Origin of the sequence: Stenotrophomonas sp., assembly GCF_032066555.1 — a bacterium.
Lineage (GTDB): Bacteria > Pseudomonadota > Gammaproteobacteria > Xanthomonadales > Xanthomonadaceae > Stenotrophomonas.
The window spans coordinates 674,614-696,614 of the sequence record NZ_DAMBKV010000001.1 but is presented as its reverse complement, the minus strand read 5'-3'; the positions used below and the strand labels follow the sequence as shown (position 1 = coordinate 696,614).

The 22,001-nt window shown below is 61.7% G+C and carries 21 protein-coding genes; 12 read left to right on the top strand and 9 right to left on the bottom strand.

Features of this window, described 5'->3' with window-relative positions; all coding sequences use genetic code 11:
- The first annotated feature begins 176 nt into the window (after window positions 1-176).
- A complete protein-coding gene (locus RT131_RS03200) occupies window positions 177-2,453 on the top strand; it encodes an FdhF/YdeP family oxidoreductase (RefSeq protein ID WP_313170159.1) in 2,277 nt (758 codons plus the stop codon).
- A gap of 106 nt (window positions 2,454-2,559) precedes the next feature.
- Here the strand turns inward: RT131_RS03200 and RT131_RS03195 are convergent, their stop codons facing one another.
- Window positions 2,560-2,835 carry a hypothetical protein gene (locus tag RT131_RS03195; protein ID WP_313170158.1) on the bottom strand — a complete coding sequence of 92 codons (276 nt, stop codon included), beginning with the start codon at window positions 2,833-2,835 and terminating at the stop codon, window positions 2,560-2,562.
- A 550-nt stretch (window positions 2,836-3,385) separates the two neighbouring features.
- Here RT131_RS03195 and RT131_RS03190 point away from each other — a divergent pair.
- From RT131_RS03190 to RT131_RS03165, 6 genes are all read left to right on the top strand, one after another.
- A complete protein-coding gene (locus tag RT131_RS03190) occupies window positions 3,386-3,769 on the top strand; it encodes a helix-turn-helix transcriptional regulator (RefSeq protein ID WP_313170156.1) in 384 nt (127 codons plus the stop codon).
- A gap of 133 nt (window positions 3,770-3,902) precedes the next feature.
- The gene (locus RT131_RS03185) at window positions 3,903-4,391 is read left to right on the top strand and encodes an AraC family transcriptional regulator (RefSeq protein WP_313170154.1); all 489 of its coding nucleotides are present in this window, start codon (window positions 3,903-3,905) and stop codon (window positions 4,389-4,391) included.
- Between the two features lie 79 nt (window positions 4,392-4,470).
- Complete coding sequence (locus RT131_RS03180; protein ID WP_313170152.1) at window positions 4,471-5,874, top strand: thiol-activated cytolysin family protein; 1,404 nt, start codon at window positions 4,471-4,473, stop codon at window positions 5,872-5,874.
- A 27-nt stretch (window positions 5,875-5,901) separates the two neighbouring features.
- Window positions 5,902-6,888: an SGNH/GDSL hydrolase family protein gene (locus tag RT131_RS03175; RefSeq protein WP_313170150.1), complete on the top strand. Its 987-nt coding sequence runs from the start codon at window positions 5,902-5,904 to the stop codon at window positions 6,886-6,888.
- Window positions 6,889-7,519: 631 nt separating this feature from the next.
- Window positions 7,520-9,091: an SDR family oxidoreductase gene (locus RT131_RS03170; protein ID WP_313170148.1), complete on the top strand. Its 1,572-nt coding sequence runs from the start codon at window positions 7,520-7,522 to the stop codon at window positions 9,089-9,091.
- A 136-nt stretch (window positions 9,092-9,227) separates the two neighbouring features.
- A complete protein-coding gene (locus RT131_RS03165) occupies window positions 9,228-9,836 on the top strand; it encodes a DNA-3-methyladenine glycosylase (protein ID WP_313170146.1) in 609 nt (202 codons plus the stop codon).
- A gap of 55 nt (window positions 9,837-9,891) precedes the next feature.
- Here RT131_RS03165 and RT131_RS03160 read toward each other — a convergent pair whose 3' ends face one another.
- Window positions 9,892-10,869, bottom strand: a complete 978-nt coding sequence (locus tag RT131_RS03160; protein ID WP_313170144.1) for a LysR substrate-binding domain-containing protein — start codon at window positions 10,867-10,869, stop codon at window positions 9,892-9,894.
- Window positions 10,870-11,427: 558 nt separating this feature from the next.
- Here RT131_RS03160 and RT131_RS03155 point away from each other — a divergent pair.
- Both RT131_RS03155 and RT131_RS03150 read left to right on the top strand, forming a co-directional pair.
- Window positions 11,428-12,093 carry a glutathione binding-like protein gene (locus RT131_RS03155; protein ID WP_313170142.1) on the top strand — a complete coding sequence of 222 codons (666 nt, stop codon included), beginning with the start codon at window positions 11,428-11,430 and terminating at the stop codon, window positions 12,091-12,093.
- The gene (locus RT131_RS03150) at window positions 12,090-13,157 is read left to right on the top strand and encodes an LLM class oxidoreductase (protein ID WP_313170140.1); all 1,068 of its coding nucleotides are present in this window, start codon (window positions 12,090-12,092) and stop codon (window positions 13,155-13,157) included. Before RT131_RS03155 ends, RT131_RS03150 begins: the two co-directional genes overlap by 4 nt.
- Before the next feature lie 266 nt (window positions 13,158-13,423).
- Here the strand turns inward: RT131_RS03150 and RT131_RS03145 are convergent, their stop codons facing one another.
- The 3 genes from RT131_RS03145 to RT131_RS03135 all read right to left on the bottom strand — a co-directional run bounded on the left by RT131_RS03145 (window position 13,424) and on the right by RT131_RS03135 (window position 15,228).
- Window positions 13,424-13,597 carry a hypothetical protein gene (locus RT131_RS03145; RefSeq protein ID WP_313170139.1) on the bottom strand — a complete coding sequence of 58 codons (174 nt, stop codon included), beginning with the start codon at window positions 13,595-13,597 and terminating at the stop codon, window positions 13,424-13,426.
- A 9-nt stretch (window positions 13,598-13,606) separates the two neighbouring features.
- Window positions 13,607-13,918, bottom strand: coding sequence for a hypothetical protein (locus tag RT131_RS03140; RefSeq protein WP_313170138.1), 312 nt, complete (start codon window positions 13,916-13,918; stop codon window positions 13,607-13,609).
- Between the two features lie 260 nt (window positions 13,919-14,178).
- Window positions 14,179-15,228, bottom strand: coding sequence for an NAD(P)-dependent alcohol dehydrogenase (locus RT131_RS03135; RefSeq protein WP_313170137.1), 1,050 nt, complete (start codon window positions 15,226-15,228; stop codon window positions 14,179-14,181).
- Window positions 15,229-15,352: 124 nt separating this feature from the next.
- Between RT131_RS03135 and RT131_RS03130 the strand changes: the two genes are divergently transcribed.
- Entirely contained in the window at window positions 15,353-16,240 is an 888-nt protein-coding gene (locus RT131_RS03130; protein ID WP_313170135.1) for a LysR family transcriptional regulator, read from the top strand.
- A gap of 90 nt (window positions 16,241-16,330) precedes the next feature.
- Here the strand turns inward: RT131_RS03130 and RT131_RS03125 are convergent, their stop codons facing one another.
- From RT131_RS03125 to RT131_RS03115, 3 genes are all read right to left on the bottom strand, one after another.
- Entirely contained in the window at window positions 16,331-17,428 is a 1,098-nt protein-coding gene (locus RT131_RS03125) for a zinc-binding dehydrogenase (RefSeq protein ID WP_313170133.1), read from the bottom strand.
- A 383-nt stretch (window positions 17,429-17,811) separates the two neighbouring features.
- A complete protein-coding gene (locus RT131_RS03120; RefSeq protein ID WP_313170132.1) occupies window positions 17,812-18,711 on the bottom strand; it encodes an AraC family transcriptional regulator in 900 nt (299 codons plus the stop codon).
- A 202-nt stretch (window positions 18,712-18,913) separates the two neighbouring features.
- Window positions 18,914-19,222 (bottom strand): hypothetical protein, encoded by a 309-nt coding sequence (locus RT131_RS03115; RefSeq protein WP_313170130.1) that lies wholly within the window; start codon window positions 19,220-19,222, stop codon window positions 18,914-18,916.
- A 504-nt stretch (window positions 19,223-19,726) separates the two neighbouring features.
- Between RT131_RS03115 and RT131_RS03110 the strand changes: the two genes are divergently transcribed.
- Together RT131_RS03110 and RT131_RS03105 are read left to right on the top strand one after the other, a co-directional pair.
- Window positions 19,727-20,404: a response regulator transcription factor gene (locus RT131_RS03110; RefSeq protein ID WP_313170129.1), complete on the top strand. Its 678-nt coding sequence runs from the start codon at window positions 19,727-19,729 to the stop codon at window positions 20,402-20,404.
- 268 nt (window positions 20,405-20,672) lie between these two features.
- Window positions 20,673-20,849, top strand: a complete 177-nt coding sequence (locus tag RT131_RS03105; RefSeq protein ID WP_313170127.1) for a hypothetical protein — start codon at window positions 20,673-20,675, stop codon at window positions 20,847-20,849.
- 60 nt (window positions 20,850-20,909) lie between these two features.
- Here RT131_RS03105 and RT131_RS03100 read toward each other — a convergent pair whose 3' ends face one another.
- Window positions 20,910-21,590 (bottom strand): response regulator, encoded by a 681-nt coding sequence (locus tag RT131_RS03100; RefSeq protein ID WP_313170126.1) that lies wholly within the window; start codon window positions 21,588-21,590, stop codon window positions 20,910-20,912.
- Window positions 21,591-22,001 lie beyond the last annotated feature (411 nt).

Here is a 22,001-nt window from a genome sequence, read left to right as displayed (position 1 = left end):
GGGATTCGGCCTGCACACGATCATCGAGTCGTCTGTCGGCCTTGTGTCGCGCCTGCGACAAGCAGACTTTCCGCAGCCCCATCGCGTCCGACAAAGGCTGTCCCTCGTTGTTCAGACCCGGCTTCAGGCTTGCCCTCCCCGTCCTTGATGTACCCATACCAGAGTGAGGCAGCACCATGACTGAGAAGGACATCCCCGGCATTCGCAACTACGATGCTCCGGCAGGTGGTTGGGGGGCACTCAGGGCAACGGCCAAAGCGATCAGCGAACAGATGGCGGCCCCCGAAGCTGCGATCACCCTGTTTCGTACCAACAAGCCGGAGGGCTTCGATTGCCCTGGCTGCGCGTGGCCTGACCGCAAGCACACCTCTACCTTCCAGTTCTGCGAGAACGGCGCGAAAGCCGTGACCTGGGAGGCGACCAAGAAACGCGTTACGCCGGAGTTCTTTGCCTCCAACACCGTTTCCTCGCTTCTGGAAATGACGGACTACCAGTTGGAGGACCAGGGGCGCCTGACCCATCCGCTGGCTTACAACCCGGAGAAGGACATCTACGAGGCCGTGGAATGGGACGAGGCGCTGGGCCGGATCGGGCAGATTCTGCGTGAACAGCCGGACCCGAACATGGTTGAGTTCTACACCTCTGGGCGCGCCTCCAACGAGGCCGCATTCCTGTACCAGATCTTCGCGCGTGAGTATGGAACGAACAACTTCCCTGACTGCTCCAACATGTGCCACGAAGCCACCAGCGTGGGCCTGCCTTCGTCGATAGGCATCGGCAAGGGCACGGTCTCGCTGGATGACTTTGATGCCTGCGAGCTGATCATCTCCATCGGCCACAATCCCGGCACCAATCACCCCCGCATGATGGGAACGCTGCACGAGGTCGCCCGCCGCGGCGCCCCCATCATCGTGCTCAATCCGCTGCGCGAGCGCGCCCTGGAGCGCTTCGCCGATCCGCAGGATCCGCTGGAGATGGCAACACTCGGCGCAACGGAGATCGCCTCTTCCTATCTGCAGCCACGCATAGGTGGCGATGCCGCAGCACTGAAAGGCATCATGAAGGCCCTGCTGGAGATGGAGGCGGCCGAGGGCGAGGATGCCGGCATCCTGGATCGCGCGTTCATTGAAGAACACACCCGGGGATTCGACGCCTTCGTCGGGGACCTGCAGGCGGCGAGCTGGGAAGCAATCGTGTCCGAATCAGGCTTGCCTGAGGGCGATCTGCGCAAGGTCGCCCAGGCCTATGCCAGATCCAACGCGACCATCGTCACCTACGGCATGGGCATCACCCAGCACAGCACGGGCACCAGGAATGTCCAGCAGATTGCCAACCTGCTGCTCCTGCGTGGCAACTTCGGAAAGCCGGGTGCAGGCATCTGCCCACTACGCGGACACTCAAATGTGCAGGGGGACCGCAGCGTCGGCATCACCGAGAAGCCGAGTACCGAACTCCTCGAAAGGATCGAGAAGCGTTTTGGCTTCCGCGCGCCCAGCGACCATGGCCACGACGCCGTCGCTGCGATGCAGGCCATCATTGAGGGCCGCTCGCGGGTGTTGATCTGCCTAGGGGGAAATCTTGCCGTGGCACTACCCGATGGCGATGCCTGTTTCGCCGGGATGCGCCAACTCGAAATGTCGGTCCACATAGCCACCAAGCTCAATCGAAGCCACCTGCTGGTCGGCAGGAACACCTTCATCCTGCCCTGCCTCGGCCGAACCGAGCTGGACATTCAAGCCACCGGGCCGCAGGCGGTCACCGTGGAAGACTCGATGTCGATGGTGCATGCATCGCGGGGCAAACTGAGACCAGCCTCTGAGCAGCTGCGTTCAGAGCCGGCAATCGTTGCAGGCATCGCCAGCGCAACCCTGCCATCGAGTCGCGTGCAGTGGATGGAAATGGTGGCTGACTACGACCTGATACGCGAAGCCATCGAAGCGGTGTTCCCCGATTTCTCCGACTACAACGCCAGGATCCGGATTCCCGGTGGCTTCCGCCTGCCGTTGCCGCCTACCCAACGCATCTGGCGCACTGCATCGGGCAAGGCCGAGTTCCTCCGCTTCTCGGGTCTGGCCGAAGACCCCAGGCCTGTCGACACCGCCGTGCTGAAGCTGGCAACCATCCGCAGCCACGACCAGTACAACACCACCATCTACAGCCTGGATGATCGCTACCGTGGCGTCTTCGGTCGCCGCGATGTCGTGTTCATGAACGAAGCAGACATGAGCGAACGCGGGATCCAACAGGGCGACCGCATCCGCATAACGACGGCACTTGAGAACGAGGGCGAAAGGATCCTGGAGAACGTCATTGCGGTGGGTTACCAGATTTCCCGTGGGTCCGTAGCGACGTATTACCCGGAAGGAAACTGCCTTATCCCACTGAGCTACATCGACGCCGCCAGTGGCACGCCGTCCTACAAGTCAGTGCCGGTGCACATCAGCCGGGCATAGTCCCAGATCCGCTCGGCCTGTCCAGGCTGCTCCAGTGGATGCTTAGGCATACACCTGCCAGCGCCGACAGGTTCGCGTTTGCTGTTCGGCACGACGAGGCGCGCGACTACGACCTTGTCGCTGCATCACATCGATGCGCCGATGATGACGCTGGATGCGTTGAACAGCACCACCGGCTGGCCACCCTCTCCAGTTCCAGCGCGGCTGTCCCGGCACGGGCGATGACCGCAACACCCCGGCAGCCGTGCCCGAATATCCACCACCACTGCTTCGCCGCGACACTCAGCCAGGGCGCGACTTCAATCTGCACTTCGTCATTCTCGACACCAACAGCCACCGCGCTGATCCTGCCGTGGAACTGATTGCCAGCACTGGTTTTCATTCCGCGATCCTCCGCATCAATCTTCGCCCAGCAGAGCTGCTGTCAGGTCCGGGGAGATGCACGAATATCCCCTGCCAAGGTCTTGCGCTGTAGACCAGCGTTCTGTGCGCGGAACAAATTCCCGGCAGGCGGTTCGGCTCTCCAAACCATCAAGCCAGCCAACAACCGACACTCTTCGGGCTGAGCGATGAATGCCGCTATCCCGATGGGCGTCCACACCTCTGCGCCGCGTTCTTACGTTCCATCGGGAACAACAGGCTTATACGGACAAATAGCGCTACTCGAAACCGGGTAGTGCCGCCGCGTCGCAGCGCTAGCAGATCGGACTACCTGCCAAAACCGCTGCTCGCGAAACCTGCGACAGTCCGGACATCCTTGGCCAGCACCCTGATCGCCCTGCGTGGCACGAATCGCTCGCAGCTGTGACGGCCGCTGCAGTGCCGGGTTTCGGCACGGATTCGAATTCTGTGCGATGCCCCTTCTGAGCATGCCTGACCCCACGGGAAAATCGCTACGGAAGTCGGCACAACACAGGAGAGCACGGAAGCACATGAAGCACGGAACCAGTCATCTACGAGGTACGGACATCGCCGCACGCGGTGCCCGCCTGAGCTACGCCATGCGCCATCGGGGATTCAACAAGTTGAGCGTCCTGGCATACCGTCTCGGCGTCACGGAGAGCGCCGTCAGTCGATGGCGTGTCCAAGGGAACATGACCATCAGCAACGTCATCGCGTTATGTGACGTACTCGATGTATCAGCGGATTGGCTACTGCTTGGCCGCGGCGCCATGGAGTGCCGCATGGCATCGTCAGTGGAAGAAGACGGATTTCAACCGTGGTTGCAACACCTCCCGCCGGATGTTCGCAAACTGATGCTCGAACTCAAGCACCATCTGGCTCATCAGCCTGGAGCGCGACGCAAGTCCGCTTGAGCTGGGCGCAAGCGCTCCCCGTTGAGAATCACACCTCCGGAAAACATTATCGGCCCCGATGCTGCTTTTTTACTGTTGCCGCCTTCGCCTCCACTGCCGGAGTGCCAGCGGTATGCCGCCAGCGGGGAAACGGATGAACCTTGTAGACGACCTGCACCGGACCGTGCGCCTGAAACCACAGATGTGCCCTGTCGACACCGGCCAATCGCCGCTCTTACGGGAAACCTTCGCCGATGCGTGCGGCTACATCTCCGCCCACTTCGCCAACCCCCTGCTCGATCCGGGAACACTGGCACGGGAGTTGCGCTGCTCGCGGGCCACGCTCTACCGCGCCTTCGTGGCCAACCACATCTCCGTCGCCGCGCACATCCAGCGCATCCGCTTCCAGAACGTCCTCGCCTTGTTTGCACGATCGCCGCCACGCATACCAGTCAGCACGATTGCCGCGAACTGCGGCTTCGAATGTCTGCGCCACTTCAGTCGCCGTTTCAAGCAGGTGTATGGAGTGACGCCGGGAGCATGCAGGGACGCACTTCGATCCATGCACGTCGTACACCGGTCGCGCGCTCTACCTGCGACTCCGGCGATAGCCAGTGACGGTGCTGATACGGAACGTCCCTGATTGATCCCCCCCGCCATGGTGTTGCGGTCCCTGCGGTTTCAGCATCGATCCTGCGTCAACCACCAACGAGGAAATAGATATGAAACTGAGCGAATACATCTCTGGGCTTTCCTACGACCCTAGGATACTGCTGAGCGTCGTCGAGGACGGCGCCACCCAGGCGTTACCCATAAAGGAACGGACCACGCAGTCCAACGCGGTTGTGATCTGTACCAAGACCAAGACCAGCCTGAAAAAGAACCTCTCGGAGGTCGCGATCATGAGCCCGGCGGCTGGCGTGGTATTTCCAGGCGCGCTGATCCTCGCCGACGAGGACCTGATGGAGGGCCGGCCCACACCACTGGCTGCCCTGGAGCGCAGGGAATGCACTTTGTCCATCGACCTGCCCGGGTTGAAGGATGCGCATCGCAAGGTCATGCCAAGTGGCTCTTCGGTCCAGAAGTACGTCAACGACGTGCTCGAAAGCTGGAACACCGATCCCAAGAGCCAAGGCTACGTCAACGCCGCGCGCTCTTTCATGCAGGTTACCCAGGCGTTCTCCTCAGAGCAGACCGCGCTCGACCTGGGCTTCCATTCCAAGTGGGCAAGCGGCAACGTTTCTTCGCAGTTCAGTGCAGTGAGCAATACGGAGAAGTCCGTTGTCGTGGCCTACTTCAAACAGGTCTTCTACACGGTAACGATGGACAGCCCGGAAGGCGCCGCCAACGTTTTTGCCGACTCTGTGACTACCGATCAAGCACGGGAGTGCTTCAACAACGAACACCCGCCGGCCTATGTCCGCAGCGTCGACTACGGCCGGATCCTGATGGTGAAGATGGAGACCTCAGCCGTCGACAGCTCGATCAACCTGAAGGGCGCGTTTGAGCAGGCGACGTCCGGTGGTGTGACAGTAGGCAGCGACCTTTCCCAGAAGTACCAAGCAATCATCAAGAACTCAACCTTCAGTGCGGTCGCCATTGGTGGCGGCGCCGAGACGCCGCTGGCGGTGTTCACAGGCAATTCCGACGAGGCGATGAAAGGTTTGCGCGACTATATCCAGAAGGGTGCCACCTACCGCCGGGACAACCCTGGCCTGCCGGTGGCGTACCAGGTTGCCTTCCTCAAGGACAACCGCTTCGCGATGATCGGGTTTCCCACCGAATACACCGAGACACAATGCGTTCGCTACCCGAACGGCTTCGTCAGGTTCGAGAACAAGGGTGCCTATATTGCCAAAGCCGAGGTCACCTGGCGCGAGACCGATGCCAGCGGAAACCCGGTCGTAGACCGCAAGTGGGAGTCCGGCAACAAGACGGCCGGCTGGAGCCAGACCGTCGATGTTCCTGGTGATGCGCAGGGGTTGCGCCTGAAGGCCTGGTGCAAGACCGGGCTGGTATGGGACCCGTGGGGCGAGATCATGAACGTTGCCCTGGAGGGGCCCAGCAACAAGACCTACCGGTTCAAGGGCACGACCCTTATCGGCCGCGGCTACGACGTGATCTGAAACCAAACCCATGCAGGGAGAGCAACCATGAGCGTGAACATTTCGCGGCTGATCGTCTTTGGCGACAGCATGTCCGACATCGGGGTAAAGCGGAAGACTGCCACCGGCGCCATTGCGTCGTTGTTCGGCCTGATGCGGACCAACCAGGTGAACCGCTACAGCGACAATCGCAACTGGACGGATTTCATCTGGGAGTGGGCTGGAGGCCAACCGCTGATTCGCGTGGACAAGAACACCTCTGAAACAGCGGCACTGCCACACCTTACCTGGAACCCAGCAAGCGCTACCGGCTCCCCCGCGAACAGCCCGCTTGCCTACGCCAACTATGCTGAAGGCGGCTCGATGGGGGGAGCCGATCGGTGGGCGGCAGGGCTCGGCACGTTCCGCGAGCAGGCGGACAGGTACATCAACGACCTGCACCTTCATGGCCCGCCGGCCGGCAACGGTCTCTATCTGATCTGGTTTGGGCTCAATGATCTGGTCACCAACGAGCGCGACCCCACCGACATGAAAGCAGTCGCGCTGCAGATCAGCCAGATCTGTCAGGACATCATCGCAGTGGACAGCAGCGCCGCGTTTCTCTTTGGAAACCTGCCCAACCCACAGAGTGCGGTGCGCTATCTCGGGCAGGAGGCAACGGACAAGGTCCTTGGTTTCAACGAAGGATCGCTGAATTTTGGCAACGAGCTCGCTGCGGAGATCAATACCAACTTCCGCAGCAACCGGGCCGGGATCGTCGATCTCTACACCCCGATGGAGCATGTCTGCACGAACCTCGACGCTTACGGTCTTCTGCGCAAGGCCCAGCCGAAAGGTGTGCAGGTGCGGTACGGTGCACCGCCCACCGATCCCACCATTGCGTTCTCCACAACCACCAGTGACGGCGCCCATCCAACCGAAGAGGTATACAGGTTGATCGCACAGATCTGGGCGGATGCGATCCGGCAGGACTTCGTGCTGGGCCGGCTCAACACGAACAACGAAGCCAAGTTCGCGGTTCGCGGGGCGCGGTAGTCCAATGGGCGCGGGCCCCAGCGTGGACCCGCGCCCATCATTGGCCTGTTGGCGGATATTCCAAGGTCTCGTCTCGCGAGACACCCAACGCGCAAGCTGGTGCTGCGGTGCCGGTCCAAGCTGCGAAAGCTGCGTTGGCGTGCTGGCGCCGGCGCCGGATCCTGCGGCATGTGCCTTGGTGGCATGTGCGGTCCAGGCTGCGGCAATGGCAGCCATCAACAACACTGCGCGTGTGACAAGCGTCGGGAACTGGGCCCTTGGAGTTGGCGATGGTGGTCGGCAAGCTGGCACTGCAGCTGACGCCCAAGCCCTCCCAGAGGTCTCTCAAATGGACTTACAGTTCTCCCACTCTGCTCAGCCCGCTGTCGCGTCCGGTCCGCCCGTTCAACAGCGGCACTTCAGGCGCCAGAAGGCGATCTCGTTGGTCAAACTCCCACCCCTCTGGCCTTCAACGTGGTCCAAGTGGAGCCTTGACCGCCCACAGCGGCTCGGATTGGCGCCAACCCCCTGATATCTGGGACAATTGCCGCCGGCCGGACGCTCCCGGCCCGCTACAGCATGGACCCGCATCGAGGCGGTCATCGCTCTGCTGTCCATTCACGGCTTGCCGCCGCTCTTCCCGGATCGTCATTTGAACGCCATCGATACCCCTGTTGACCCTGCCCTGCCCCTGGCGGATCGCCTGCGCGACGCGTTGGATCTGCTGGAGGCCATCGACGCGGATCGCGGCGTGCTCGATGCGCTGCCTGAAGCCGACCGTGTACGCCTGCACCAGGTCGTTGCCAGGATCTTCCACCCCGAACCCAAGGCACGCCGGCAGATGCTCAAGAAGCAGGCCCGTGAGCGTCACCAGGAAAAGGTGCGCAAGTCCGAGGCACTGCTCGAACAGACCGGCATCCGCGCCCTGCGCCGCAAGCCGGTATTCAGTACCCCGAACTACTTCCCGCCGCATGCAGCCGGGTTGCACGATGCCAGCAATGGTGAAGGTGCCCCGCTAGCGGAAGAGCCGGTGCATTCGCCCGAGCTGCGCCACTGCTACGTGTGCAAGCAGAAGTTCACCCAGCTGCATCACTTCTACGACCAGATGTGCCCGGCCTGCGCCGATCTGAACTACATCAAGCGCACCGAAACCGCCGACCTGCGTGGACGCGTGGCGTTGCTGACCGGTGGCCGGGTCAAGATCGGCTACCAGGCCGGCCTGAAGCTGCTGCGTGCCGGCGCCGAGCTGATCGTGACCACGCGCTTCCCGCGCGACTCGGCTGCCCGCTATGCCGAAGAACCCGATTTCGCCGTGTGGGGCCACCGCCTGCAGGTGTACGGGCTGGACCTGCGCCACACGCCCAGCGTCGAGGCCTTCTGCAGCGAGCTGTTGGCCACGCGCACGCGCCTGGACTTCATCATCAACAACGCCTGCCAGACCGTGCGTAGGCCGCCGCAGTTCTATGCGCACATGATGGCCGGCGAAACCGCTGCCGTGCAGAGCCTGCCGGAAACCATCCGCAAACTGATCGGCAACTACGAAGGCCTGCGCAGTGCCGACCTGCTGCCGGTCGCAGCGGCCGCGCTGCCGTCGCCGCAAGCTGTCGGTACTGACGGTTTGACCCGCGCTGCCGAGCTGTCGCAGGTGCCACTGCTGGCTGACGAACTATTGGGCCAGCACCATCTATTCCCCGATGGCCGCCTGGACCAGGACCTGCAGCAGGTGGACCTGCGCGACAGCAACTCCTGGCGCCTGCGCATGGCCGAGGTGCCATCAGTGGAGCTGCTGGAAACCCAGCTGGTCAATGCCATCGCACCGTTCATCATCAACGCACGCCTGAAGCCGCTGATGCTGGCCACGCCCGAGCGCGACAAGCACATCGTCAACGTGTCGGCGATGGAAGGCCAGTTCTACCGCAACTTCAAGACCACCCGCCATCCGCATACCAACATGGCGAAGGCCGCGTTGAACATGATGACGCGCACTTCGGCAGCCGATTACCAGAACGACGGTATCCACATGAACAGTGTGGATACCGGTTGGGTCACCGACGAGGATCCGGCAGGCCTGGCCGCCCGCAAGGTGCAGGAAGAGCGCTTCCACCCGCCGCTGGATATCGTCGACGGCGCCGCCCGCATCGTCGACCCGATCATCCACGGCTTCAACACCGGCGAACACGTCTGGGGCCAGTTCCTGAAGGACTATGCGCCTACCGATTGGTGAGCGCGCGGACACTGATTGAAACGATGGTTGTGCCCGACTGGCCGGGGCAGAACCATCGGCGTGCCACAGGCGAGCGGTGCGATCCGCCAAGCAACCTTACTGGCACGTCACCGCGGGCTACGGCTAGGATCGGCACATGAAGACCCCGCCTGTAAACTCGATGGTGCTCCCACGCGATTTCTATCGCAGGCATCCCACTGTGGTAGCGCCGGAGCTGCTCAACAAATTGCTGGTTCACGACGATGGCCGCTGTGCACGCATCGTCGAAGTGGAGGCCTATGCCGGTGGCGAGGACCCCGCCGCGCATTCGTTCCGTGGCAAAACCGCGCGCAACGCCACCATGTTCGGCCCAGCAGGTCATCTCTATGTCTACTTCACCTATGGCATGCATTGGGGCAGCAATGCGGTCTGCGGAGAGCCCAATGAAGGCGTAGGCGTGCTGCTCAGGGCGGCTCAGCCGTTGCAGGGTTTGGATCTGATGCAAGCGCTCAGGCCAGCTGCTAAACGCACCATCGACCTGGCCAACGGCCCCGGCAAGTTGTCCCAGGCATTTGGATTGAACCGTGCGCATGACGGCGCTGACCTGGTGAGCGGTGATCGCGGCATCCGGATTATCTCCGATGGAACACCGCCTCCCCTCGTTCCCGGCCAGGGACCGCGCGTTGGCATATCCAAAGCCGTGGACCTGCCATGGCGATGGTGGGTCGCCGGCAACCCGTGTGTCTCTGGAAAAAAACAGCGCTGAGACGCTAGCCGGGCATCTCCACCGACAGCTTTGGCAAGGATCCCATCCATTCCGGTCAAAGCAGAGCGTTCTCGCCTTTGGCCTCGCTCTGCAGCCAGTTGAGGAATGAGGCAATGGCGGGCTTGCCATCCGCCCCGGGAAGGGTCACGGCGTAGTAGGCAAACTCGGTGGGCCATGGCTGATCCAAGGCGACCACCAATCGGCCGCTGGCGACTTCCGCCTGCACGTACACGTCACGTACCAGAGCAATCCCCTGCCCCGCCTCGGCGGCGCGGATCAACAACACATCATCATCGAACGCGACGCCTCGTTCGATACGGGGATCGTCCGCCACACTCAGTGCCTTGTACCAAAGTCGCCAATCGCTGCGATCGGAGTCCTGCAGAAGTGGGTACTTGAGGCAATCGATTGGCTTTCGGATCGCTTTGCCCTTGGCCAGCAAACCAGGGCTCCCTACCGGCAGAAACACCGGCGAAGCAAGGTGACGCGAGACCAGGCCCGGGTACTCACCCAAGCCGTGACGAATCGCTATATCGATGCGGTCACGGCGCAGATCAACCAAGGCCGATGAAGCTTCAACGCGCACCTCGATATCCGGATGCTTTTCGGTGAAGCGGCCCAGTCGAGGCACCAACCAGGACGCGGCAAAACCGGGCACCGTGCTGATCGTCAGTGTCTGCCGCCCGTTGATCGCCTCCAGCAGCGCCATGCTGTCCTGGATAGTGTCGAAGGCGCGAAGCAAGGCCGGATACACCTGCGCGCCTGCTGGACTGAGCGCGACGCCATGCCGATTGCGGGCAAACAACGTGACGCCGGTACGCGCACTCAACAGTTTCAGCTGCTGGCTCACGGCACCCGGCGTAACCCCCATGACCTCGGCAGCTGCCTTGAGGCTGCCGTGACGACCGGTCTCCACGAATGCGCGCAAGGCCAACAACGGTAGGACAGCACCCATTGGTTCAATTTCCCGATCTTTCGCGTTTGGAAGTGATGCGTATCTGCTGAGCTTGTGCCCTTCAAGTCGGACCAGCATGGATCATTTCGTCAAATGAGAAAAGCTGAATTTATCAATGCCCGGCTGTCGGCGATCTGCGGCATGAATGACAAGGACTGATCACCATGTGCATTCCGCTAGTAAATCCAACACTAAACCCACTGAGAGGCGTGAGGATAGCGCATCCATTTTCCCGCGATCGCGTCGAGGCCGGTACGAACAAACATTAGAAAATCTGATGTTATCAAGCAGATAAGATCGTTTTCCAGAGCTGACGACGCCCCATAGACTGCAAGCATTCCCGGTCGACAGGACCAAGGTTTCCAACAGCAGGCGATCAGCTTGCGCCACTCCAACAAACCATCAAAACCTAGCAGCGCGCACTGAAATTGCACTGGCGAGAAAACGCGCAGCGCGAGTTAAAACGCTCCGGTTTCAGATCAAGCGCAACAACCGCGTCCGCCAATTGCAGGGGTGAGCTGGGCAATCGAGCTCACCACCATGCGACCTCTCATGGCGGCCTGCAGCAACCCGCAGGCCCAACATCTGCTCCTCACTTTCGCCAGCTGCGCACCGGGTCTCCCCCAGGTGGCTTCGGTGAACCGCATCCCAAAAATGGACTACTTCATGCCCAGCCCAACACTTCATCTGTATACCGACAGCTCACCAAACGGCTTCAAGATAAGCATTGCGCTGGAAGAGCTCGAACTACCCTATCAGCTGCATCACGTGCGCATCGCCGAAGGCGAGCACCGGCGGCCGGAGTTTCTGAAACTGCATCCTCACGCGCGCATTCCCGTGCTTGTGGACGAATCTGCTGGCATCACTGTCTTCGAGTCGGCTGCCATCCTGTTGTACCTGGCTGAAAAGAGCGGCCGCCTCCTTCCACAGCAACCCACGGCACGATGGGAAGCGATCACCTGGCTGATGTTCCATGCCGCCAGCGTTGGCCCGATCCTTGGCCAGCGTGTTCACTTCGAGATGTTTGCCGACGAAGCACTCCCAGTCGCGATTGACCGCTACCGGCGCTTGAGCAACGAATTTTTCGCGACCCTGGATCAGCGTCTGGCTGACCGGCCTTGGCTCGCCGGCACCGAGTACTCCATCGCCGACATCGCAGGCTTTGGCTGGACACATATCGCCCGTGTCATCGACCTGGACTTCAGTGCCTATCCGCATCTGAGTGATTGGCATGCCCGTGTCGCTGAACGGCCCGCCGTACAGCGCGGCGTACTTATCCCCGAACCGGCGACCGGCCCATGATCGAGAACCAGAAAGTGAGCGCATTGAACGACAGCATCGGTATGCAAACAGCGCTCAAGGGTGCATCCGCTCCCGCGTTTGCGCACCACCGTGGCTACCAGCGGATGTTCCGCCAAGACGCACTGAGCCTTGGCATCTTCCTGCCGTTGCGCTTCTATCGCGGCGACATGCGAATCCTGGCCGGGCAGTCCGCGCTGGTTGCTCAACTGGATCGCGCTGGATTTGCTGCAGTCTGGGTACGCGACGTTCCCTTGTTCGATCCTTTGTTCGGTGATGCCGGGCAGGTCTTCGACCCGTTCACCTACCTGGCATTCCTTGCTGCACAGACCGAGCACATTGCCTTGGCTACTGGCAGCGCCATTTTCTCGCTGCGGCACCCCATCGACCTGGCCAAGTCGGCAGCCACCATTGACCAGCTGTCTGGTGGGCGCCTGGTGATGGGTATCGCTTCTGGCGACAGACCGGTGGAGTTTCCGGCGTATGGCATCGAACACGCACAACGTGCCGAGCGCTTTGCAGATACGGTCAGCTACGTCCGCGAGTTGATGCAGCCGGGCATGTTGGACATCAACTCGCCACTGGGCCACGCGCAAGGCGTTGAGCTATTACCCAAACCGGTGGCCGCTGCAGTGCCGCTGTTGGTGACCGGGACCTCGCGGCAGTCGCTGCAATGGGTTGCCGAACATGCCGATGGTTGGCTGACCTACCCGGATGCCACCCACCACGCCGCTGGCCCCAAGCGCCTGGCCGAGAAGATACGCGCGTGGCGAGGTTTGATCGGGGATGACGGCTTCCGCCCGCACGTCACCAACGAGTGGATCGATCTGGTGGAAGACCCCAATCATCCCAGAACGGCGATCGATGGCGGCTACACCTTGCGGACGGGCCGTAACGGCTTGATCGATCTGCTAGGTGAATGGCAGCGTGCAGGCGTCAACCATGCGGCCCTTGGAATCCAGTTCAGTCAGCGTCCGGCACAGGACGTCCTGCAGGAGCTGTCGGAGTACGTGCTTCCCCTGTTCCCTTCGCACGATTCGCCGGTACCGCCAGCGATTCGTTGGTAGCACTGTCATCGAGTTGCCGGATCACAGCGAGGTTTGCCGGCGCGTCCCGCCAGGAGCACATCCTGGCGGGAGGCGCGCTACACGGAGGAATGCCTACGGACTGGGCCCAGCAGGCAATCGTGAAATCACCACGGAAAGCATCGCAGCCGATGCGATAACCACCGCTTGCACGCAGCCACCTACTGCCACGTGGTCACGAGATCACATGCACCCTTCGCGAGCCTTCTGGAGCTTCAGCAAGATGCGAAGAAACGACTGGGGTGAAGCTATTGAGCAACGTGATACTGCTCATCACTCACCTGCTCCATCCACTCGACATTGCTGCCATCGAGCACGCCGGTGACCGCCAGATGGGTCATGGCCATTGTCGGCCCGGCACCGTGCCAGTGCTTGATGCCCGCCGGGCAGGTCATCACATCGCCCGGCCGGCTCTGCTGCACTGGCTTGCCTCATTCCTGGGCAAACCCCACCCCGGACATCACCACCAGGCGCTGCCCTGCCGGGTGCGTATGCCGGGCCGAACGCGCGCCAGGCTCGAAGGTGACCCAGGCGCCGGAGGCAGTGAGCGCAGGATCAGCATCCCACACCGGATCGATGCGTACGCGGCCGGTGAAATGCCCCGCACTGCCTGCGAGCGATGGCCGACTGCCAGCTTCAGAAACATGCTGCGTTACTGAAGCTGCGGATACCGGCACTTCCGTGATCGCGGCCATCGGCACAGCCACCGCAATGAGCCCAAGGCTCTTCAGTGAGTCCTGCATAGGTGTTCCTTGAAAGACTGGTCCTGCCATGGCGTTGGACGGTCGGGAAGCGTCCAGCAACCATCAGGATGATGGGCTGTCTGGTTTCCCATGGAAGATACGGGTGTCCTGAACTGACCCGCTTGATCAACAATGCCCGCCGGGCGGCGGGGCATGGCGGCACCAGCAGTGAAAGCCGCCAGCAGACCATGCGGCGCCTTCACTGCAGCGCTGGCCGTCAGGGCCAACGCTGCAGGCAACTAACGATTCGGCGAGCCGCCTCAGCCGCCCATGGTGGCGTTGTCGATCACGAAGCGGTACTTGATATCGCCCTTGAGCATGCGCTCATAGGCCTCGTTGATCTCCTCGGCACGGATCAACTCGATATCCGCCACGATCTGGTGCTTCGCGCAGAAGTCCAGCATTTCCTGGGTTTCCGGAATACCACCAATCATAGATCCGGCCAGGGTGCGGCGCTTGGTGATCATGTTGAACACATTCGGCGATGGGTGCGGCGTGGCCGGCGCTCCCACCAGCACCATCGCACCGTCGCGCTTGAGCAGTGCAAGGAAAGCATCCAGGTCGTGCGGGGCGGCAACGGTGTTGACAATCAAATCGAAGCGCTTGCCCTGCGCTGCCATCGCTCCAGCGTCACGCGATACCACCACTTCATCGGCGCCCAATGCCAGGGCAGCCTCGCGCTTGGACTCGGACGTGGTGAAGGCGATGACATGTGCGCCCATCGCATGGGCCAGCTTGATGCCCATATGGCCCAGGCCGCCAATGCCGACCACGCCTACCGTCTTGCCAGGACCGGCATTCCAGTGCTTGAGCGGCGAATAGGTAGTGATACCGGCGCACAGCAGCGGCGCGACTGCGGCCAGCTGGTCTTCGGGGTGGGCGATGCGCAGGACATAGCGCTCATGAACCACGATTTCCTGCGAATAGCCGCCCAGCGTCCAACCCGGCGCATCCGGCGTAGCACCGTTGTAGGTGCCGACCATGCCGTCACAATAGTTTTCCAGCCCGGCATCGCAGTCTTCGCACTGTTTGCAGCTGTCGACGATGCAGCCGATACCCACCAAATCGCCAGGCTTGAAGCCACTCACGTGCGCGCCGACCGCGGCTACGCGGCCGACGATTTCATGGCCAGGCACGCAAGGGAACTGGGTACCCGCCCATTCGGCACGCACCTGGTGCAGGTCGGAGTGGCAGATGCCGCAATAGGCGATGTCGATCTGCACATCGTGCGGCCCGGGCGCGCGGCGGCTGATGTCCATCGACTCCAGCGGCTTGTCGGCGGCATAGGCGCCATAGGCTTTGACAGACATGGGAACTCCGGCGGTGTTTGGGGAAGGTGGCCATTGTCCACCGCGCTGACTCGGTTGATAAGGTAATCAATGCTTCTAGCCATTATTAGCTGAACTAATCAATCAACCGTGCCACACTGCAGCCATGGCGCGACGCAACCTCAATGATCTGCTGGCCTTTGTCACCGTGGCGCGTGAGGGGAATTTCACCCGCGCGGGTGCGCTGCTGGGCGTCTCGCAGTCCGCGCTCAGCCAGGCCATCAAGGCATTGGAAGAGCGGCTGCAGATCCGCCTGCTCACCCGCACCACCCGCAGCGTCTCGCCCACGCCGGCAGGCGAGCGCCTGTTGCTGGCCATTGGTAACCGCTTCGACGAGATCGAAGCTGAGTTGGAGGCACTCACCGAGCTACGCGACAAGCCGGCCGGCTCCCTGCGCCTGACCTGCGGTGATCACTCGCTGCAGACCATCCTGCTGCCCAAGCTGTTGCCGTTGATGCACCGCTATCCCGACATCCGCATCGAGTTCGACGTCAGCTACGCGCTGCGCGACATCGTCGCCGATCGCTTCGACGCAGGTGTGCGGCTGGGCGAAAGCATCGACAAGGACATGATCGCCCTGCCGATCAGCCCCAAGGTAAGGATGGCAGCAGCCGCTTCACCAGCCTACTTCGACAAGCACCCGATCCCCAAGGTCCCTGCAGACCTGACCCGGCACAGTTGCATCAACATCCGCTTTGCCACCTCCGGCGGCTTGTACGTGTGGGAATTCGAGCGCAACGGCAGGCAGGTGAACGTGCGCGTCGAAAGCCAGGCGGTGTTCAACACCTCGCCGCCAATGGTGCAGGCGGCGCTGGATGGCCTTGGTATCACCTTCCTGCCGGAGGAAGAGTTCGGCGATCACATCGAGCAAGGCAGGCTGGTGCGCGTGCTGCAGAACTGGTGCCCGCCCTTCCCCGGCTATCACCTGTACTACCCCAGCCGGCGCCAGCATTCGGCTGCGTTCGCACTGGTGGTGGATGCGCTGCGGATCTGAACTGCAGCATCGCGCCCGGCGGTTCGAACGCCTGGTTCCGCGTTGCCTGCGGCATCACCGACAATTCCTGCGATGGCGCTGGCCAGACGGTCAGTTAACGAAGTCGGTAATCACGACACGGGCGATCGCTCCATCCTTCAATGACTCGAAGCCATCGTTGATCTGCGACAGCGCTATCTCCCTTGACACCAACTCCGCCAGATTGAAGCGGCCGGCCAGAGCCATTTCCGCGTAAAACGGGATATCGCGCTTCAGGTTTGACGAGCCCATGTAAACCGTCTCGATCCGATTCTGGTTCAGTTGCAGGCTGAGGGCATGGAGCTCAACGCTCGTCGCTCCGTCACCGATTCCTACCAGGTACAGCCCACCGCCCTTGGCAAGCATCTGCAGGCCTTGCTCGATCACTGCCCGGACACCGACGAAGTCGAACACATAGTCGGCGCCGCCCGGGAGCAAAGCTCTCACTGCCTGAACTGGATCGCGCTCGCGGGAGTTGATCACGTCGGTGGCGCCGAAACGTCTTGCGCGTTCAAGTTTTCCGTCGGCCACGTCGATTGCAATGATGCGCGACGCCCCGGCAAGCTGTGCCCCTCCAATACCGCTGAGTCCGACACCGCCGGCGCCGATGATGATCACCGTCTCACCGTGCCGCACGCCTGCCGTATTGAGCACCGCGCCCGCTCCGGTGAGTACCCCACAGCCCAATAACGCAGCCTGTGCAAACGGCAGCGCTTTCGGAACGCGTGCAATCTGGTTCTCATGGGCCAGTACCTGTGCCGCGAAGCCGCCAAGGCCAAACCCCTGGTTGATCACACGCCCACCACTGCTGCGCAGGCGGGCAGGCTCGGTATCCTCCCGCAATGTCGCTTCAGGCTGCAGGCACGCATGGGTATGGCCGGAAAGGCACTGCACGCACCTGCCACAGAACTGGATCAGGCTGGCGACGACATGATCGCCGGGGTTGAACTCCGACGCCTCCTCACCGAGCGCAATCACCACCCCGGCCACTTCATGCCCCAGCACTACCGGCGGCGCGTAGCCGATGCCGGCCCTGGCAAGCGTCAGGTCGCTATGGCAGAGCCCGGAGGCTTTGACATCGATCAGAACCTCACACCCCATGGGCTTGTCCAGTTCGATGTCCTGCACATCAAAACCTCCACCCACTGAACTCACTACGGATGCCTTCATTGAAGTTCTCTTCGGTTGAGATGCAGGGTGCGCTGGGGTGGATAAGCACCACGCGAGCGTGGATGCCACGTTCCTGCCTACCAACGCCGGTCAAGGCCAGGTGGCAGTGCAGTAGCACCCGTCCATCCAGGCGGGCGCTTGCACGGCAGACAGCAGCTGCAACGCACAGACATCGCGTGGCTGAATGCGCCCAGCCGGCCCATGTCGCAACGCCCGCGAGTTGCGGGATACAGCGCCCGACCAGCGGGGATGCGTGACATCAAACAGGCCGAGGACAAGCGTAGGGACATCTGACGTACCTGCAGTAGCCGGATATCGGCCAACCCTTGCCTAATCCTGTCTTCACGTCGACGCACGCGATGACAAGCCGCAACCGACATCGTTCAGCTCGCCAGATCTGGCCGCAGAGCGTTGTCGCGCATTTCCACCGCGTCGCGCGACGGCGTCACGCCGAACATCTTCCGGTACTCGCGGCTGAACTGCGAAGGGCTTTCGTAACCCACGGCGTAGGCGACGCTGGCTGCGCTAGACGGGTGCGCAGCCAATCTCCGCCGTGCCTCCTGCAGGCGCAAACGCTTCTGGTACTGCAAGGGGCTCATGCCGGTAGCTGCCAAAAAGTGGCGGTGCAGCGAGGACAGACTCATGCCGACGCGGCTGGCCAACAGCCCCACCTGCATCGGTTGCGCATATCCGACACGGATCTGATTGATCACGATACCAACCCGTGCAAGACGGCCGTTCGACAACGCGAACTGGCGCAGAACCGGTCCTTGCTCACCAAGCAATAACCGATACAGCAGTTCGCGCTCGAACAACGGTGCGAGCATCCCGATGTCAGCCGGACTGTCCAGCAACCGGATCAAGCGAAGCAGCGGATCGAGCAATTCGGGACCTGGCACGCCCGCCACAACAGCGATCGGTGTCGCCGGATCATGCAATTGTTCGCCCATATCCAGTAATAGCGTGGACAGGATCGCGGGATCCATGCATAAGGCGACGCCCAGAAACGGCCGCGCGGCGCCGGCCTGGAGTATCTCGCCCGCCACTTGCGTCTGCGCTGGCGCCACCACGTAGCGCGGCGCCGCCAGCTCGACGGGCGTCCCACCCAAGCTCAGGCGCGCTCGTCCCTGCGCAACAAGCAACAAGCAGATGCCCCGGACGGAGGCAGACATTGCACCGCCAGCATCCGAGCGTAGTAGCGTGACACGCGGTATGACCGTGCCGACGAAACCAGGCGCACCATGCCTGGCGATTGCTGCCTGCAGTCCCGTCAACAATGCCATTGCGTCAGCCTAGCGGGCGTTCGGTGCAATGGAATGACCGGAACTGCCATTTCGACAATGGCGAGGACGACCGATGGCGGCTTATTGCGAGTCCCGTCGTTCAGTCGGTACAGCAACGGTGCTGCCTGCCGTTCCGCACGCTGCGTGTGGGTGTTCCGCAACGGATACCGGACGTCGGCGTTCAGCGCACCGGCGGCGCGGATCACCTGAGCGCCAGCTTGCCCTTGCTGTGGTGCCGTCTAACCAGTTCCTCCAGATAGATGTCCAAAGCGGCACGAGCGTCTTCGGAGGTCTCCTTGTGCTTCAACGCCCAGCCCAGGCGATCCATCAACACCGGGTCGCGGCACTCATCCAGGCTGCTCTCATCCCATTGACGCGCCTTGCGGTAACGTTTTGCGCGCTCGGCCTGTGATAGCGGGGTATCGTAGAGCCGCGGTCGACCACGCCGTTTTGCAGGCACGGGTGTGGGCGTTGGTTCGACTTCATCCACAGCACGGTGATCATCACGCATTGTCTATTCCCCGCTGGTCCGCGCTCAATAATAAAGTGATTCATCACATTTTGCGCAATGTGAAGTCGCCGCTTGCGCCAGCACGGCAATGTTCGGGGAACACGCAGCGATCAAGCGTGCAATGTTGGTGATGAAACCCGCGATCCTGGTTTGCTAGCTCATGCATGCGCACCTGAGCCGACTCCTGCACCTGGCCTGCGCCGACGTCCGCACAAAGTCCTGAAAAACAACGTCTGCCCCGCTGGTTTGCAACGCCAAGCAAGGGCGCGAACCAGATCCCGCCGGCGATGTGGCCATGGCCCGTAGTTCAGACTCGTCCTACGAAGCAAAGCCGTTGAATAGGACCCGTAGTGCTTACTTTGCTGACACTACACAAATAAAGTAACAGCAGGCGCAGGGCAACCCAATATCTCTTTGCTCCTTCATGCCATGCGCCGGCTGCCCACAGCGCGGCTGTCTGCTCTGTAGAGGTTCCTCCCGTTCAACAACTGAAGCCGATCCGCCATGAAGCCACTCAGCCTCCGCGTTATTCTCGCGGACGATCACTCAGCCGTGCGTGCCGGCCTTCAGTACGTACTTACCAGCGCCGGCACGATTTCCGTTACAGGCTCAGCGCGCAATTCAACCGAGCTCATGGATGTACTGGCGCGCAGTCCCTGCGATGTGCTGATCTCCGACTACTCGATGCCTGGGGGACGCTACGGTGATGGCATCGCACTGTTCAAGCTGGTCAAGAAGCGCTATCCCTCGATCAAGATCGTGGTGCTCACCATGTTGGAGAATCCCGGTATCGTGCACTCACTGCTGACGCTGGGCATTTCCTGCATCCTGAGCAAGACGGATTCGCTCAATCACCTCATGCCAGCCGTTCATGGCGCTTTCGCCAATGGACGCTATCTATCGCCCACCATCACCGAGATCGCCGGCGCTGTGACTTCCGGCAGTTCCGGCGTGCAGACGCTCACCACCCGTGAACTGGAGGTCATCCGCTTCTTCGTCTCCGGCTTGACGGTAAACGAGATTGCCGAGCGCCTGAGTCGCAGCAAGAAGACCATCAGCACCCAGAAGGGGGCAGCCATGCTGAAGCTGGGCCTGAAGCGCGATGTCGATCTGCTGAGATACGGCATCGAATCAGGCCTGGCCGACGCGGAAGCGGCTCCCTCCATCGCCCGTGCGTCGTAATCACTACCGCGCGCATCCGCCAGCTGCCCATCACTGCAACGCATATTGCTAGCCTTGCCCTGCCTTGCCCTCCCCTCGCCGGAGCCAATCCAGGAGTCAATTCCAGAATTCAAGGACCCACCAAAAGCAAGATATCTCTGCCCTATTGGGACCGGTCCTATGGCTGGGCCAGACCGCTTGACACAACATGAGCAAATTCCTTGTGCGGCGCCAACCTGGCGCTCGCATGCGTGCTTTGCTTTTGAGCTGCGGCTGAGAAAACACAAAGATGGACAAGAAAACCGCGGACGTCAGACGGCTGCTGATCGAATTCGCCCGACTATCCACCGCCCAGAAAAATCAGTTTCTGGAGACTCTCAATCTGTTCATGTATGCCTCCCCACAACGTAGGCGCAAGATCATGCTGCAGTGGGAGTCGGGAAAGGCTGGCCTGGACTTGGAATGAAACCGTCCGATTGCTGGCGCGAGCCGCTTGCATTCATGTCTGGCCCCCAACGATCACAGCTTACGGTGCGGCCGGGGTGCCGCCAGAAGAAGTAACCAGACCGTTCTCCATCGCGTAACGCAACAGGTCCACATCCCTTTCAATTGACAGTTTCTCCATCGCGCTGGCCTTTTGCGTGCTGATGGTCTTCTTGCTTCGATGCAGACGCTCGGCAATCTCGTTTACCGTCAGGCCCGACGCATAGAGCCGCACCACTTCGGACTCGCGGATGCTCAACACGCCGGCCGGGTTGCGGCTGCGCCTGTTGAGCTCGATGCCCTGTACCACCTTGTCGATGGTGGGCGAGTAGTACTTGCCGCCGCTCTGCGCCGCATGAACCGCCGGCACAAGATGCGTCAATGCATCCGACTTGCTGACAATGCAGCTCACCCCTTGCGTCAGCAGGGTATGCAGTACCGCCGGGTTGTCGAGCATCGTAAGCACGACCAGCCGCACCTGCGGATAACGCCTGGCGATCATCCCGAAAAGCGCAATCCCATCGCCGAAGTCGCCGGCCGGCATTGCGTAGTCGGAGACCACCACATCGCATGCCACGCTACCAAGCAGCGCCATCAATTCGGTCGAATCGGAAGCGGTTCCCACCAGCTCAAGCGTGGCTATGGACGATAATTCGTACTTCACCCCGGCGATCATGCCCGGATGATCGTCAGCCAAGATCACCCTGATCCTGAAACCACTCATGGCGAGGTCTCCGTGAAGTGCGCTGGCAGCTGGCCAATCCAGGCTGGGGAGGCATCCCCTACCCTGCGAGGCACGTCTGGACAGAATTTATGTCACATCACGCCCAAAGACAAAGACTTGTGAGCGAAGGAAAGACTCGCCTGCCGGTTTGAGCGCCCCCCCTTTGGCCCCCATGCCGTGGCGCTGGCCAGTCATGGGAAGAACTCCCGTCCCATATTGCAGCAGGAGGGGGGCACAAACCGGTAGCATGGGTGCGAGCCTTGTGGTGCGCCCCGCCTACCGTAAAGTGAGCTTTCCACCGCAGGGCAACCGCGCGCTATCCCCAGTCCTGCGCAGGAAGCAGAGGCCGCTGCCGACACTGCCCGTGCCCAAGTCTCCGTGGACGCCTGAGCATCGGGAGTGTCCCGCCTT

Excerpts from the sequence above, each read along its gene's own strand:
- RT131_RS03130 (WP_313170135.1), top strand. The coding sequence starts at position 15,353 with ATGGCGCGACGCAACCTCAATGATCTGCTGGCCTTTGTCACCGTGGCG.
- RT131_RS03165 (WP_313170146.1), top strand. The coding sequence starts at position 9,228 with ATGAAGACCCCGCCTGTAAACTCGATGGTGCTCCCACGCGATTTCTAT.
- RT131_RS03125 (WP_313170133.1), bottom strand. The coding sequence starts at position 17,428 with ATGAAGGCATCCGTAGTGAGTTCAGTGGGTGGAGGTTTTGATGTGCAG.
- RT131_RS03105 (WP_313170127.1), top strand. The coding sequence starts at position 20,673 with ATGGACAAGAAAACCGCGGACGTCAGACGGCTGCTGATCGAATTCGCC.
- RT131_RS03140 (WP_313170138.1), bottom strand. The coding sequence starts at position 13,918 with ATGCAGGACTCACTGAAGAGCCTTGGGCTCATTGCGGTGGCTGTGCCG.
- RT131_RS03190 (WP_313170156.1), top strand. The coding sequence starts at position 3,386 with ATGAAGCACGGAACCAGTCATCTACGAGGTACGGACATCGCCGCACGC.
- RT131_RS03120 (WP_313170132.1), bottom strand. The coding sequence starts at position 18,711 with ATGGCATTGTTGACGGGACTGCAGGCAGCAATCGCCAGGCATGGTGCG.
- RT131_RS03200 (WP_313170159.1), top strand. The coding sequence starts at position 177 with ATGACTGAGAAGGACATCCCCGGCATTCGCAACTACGATGCTCCGGCA.
- RT131_RS03175 (WP_313170150.1), top strand. The coding sequence starts at position 5,902 with ATGAGCGTGAACATTTCGCGGCTGATCGTCTTTGGCGACAGCATGTCC.
- RT131_RS03135 (WP_313170137.1), bottom strand. The coding sequence starts at position 15,228 with ATGTCTGTCAAAGCCTATGGCGCCTATGCCGCCGACAAGCCGCTGGAG.
- RT131_RS03150 (WP_313170140.1), top strand. The coding sequence starts at position 12,090 with ATGATCGAGAACCAGAAAGTGAGCGCATTGAACGACAGCATCGGTATG.
- RT131_RS03185 (WP_313170154.1), top strand. The coding sequence starts at position 3,903 with ATGAACCTTGTAGACGACCTGCACCGGACCGTGCGCCTGAAACCACAG.
- RT131_RS03180 (WP_313170152.1), top strand. The coding sequence starts at position 4,471 with ATGAAACTGAGCGAATACATCTCTGGGCTTTCCTACGACCCTAGGATA.
- RT131_RS03115 (WP_313170130.1), bottom strand. The coding sequence starts at position 19,222 with ATGCGTGATGATCACCGTGCTGTGGATGAAGTCGAACCAACGCCCACA.
- RT131_RS03110 (WP_313170129.1), top strand. The coding sequence starts at position 19,727 with ATGAAGCCACTCAGCCTCCGCGTTATTCTCGCGGACGATCACTCAGCC.
- RT131_RS03195 (WP_313170158.1), bottom strand. The coding sequence starts at position 2,835 with ATGAAAACCAGTGCTGGCAATCAGTTCCACGGCAGGATCAGCGCGGTG.
- RT131_RS03160 (WP_313170144.1), bottom strand. The coding sequence starts at position 10,869 with ATGCTGGTCCGACTTGAAGGGCACAAGCTCAGCAGATACGCATCACTT.
- RT131_RS03100 (WP_313170126.1), bottom strand. The coding sequence starts at position 21,590 with ATGAGTGGTTTCAGGATCAGGGTGATCTTGGCTGACGATCATCCGGGC.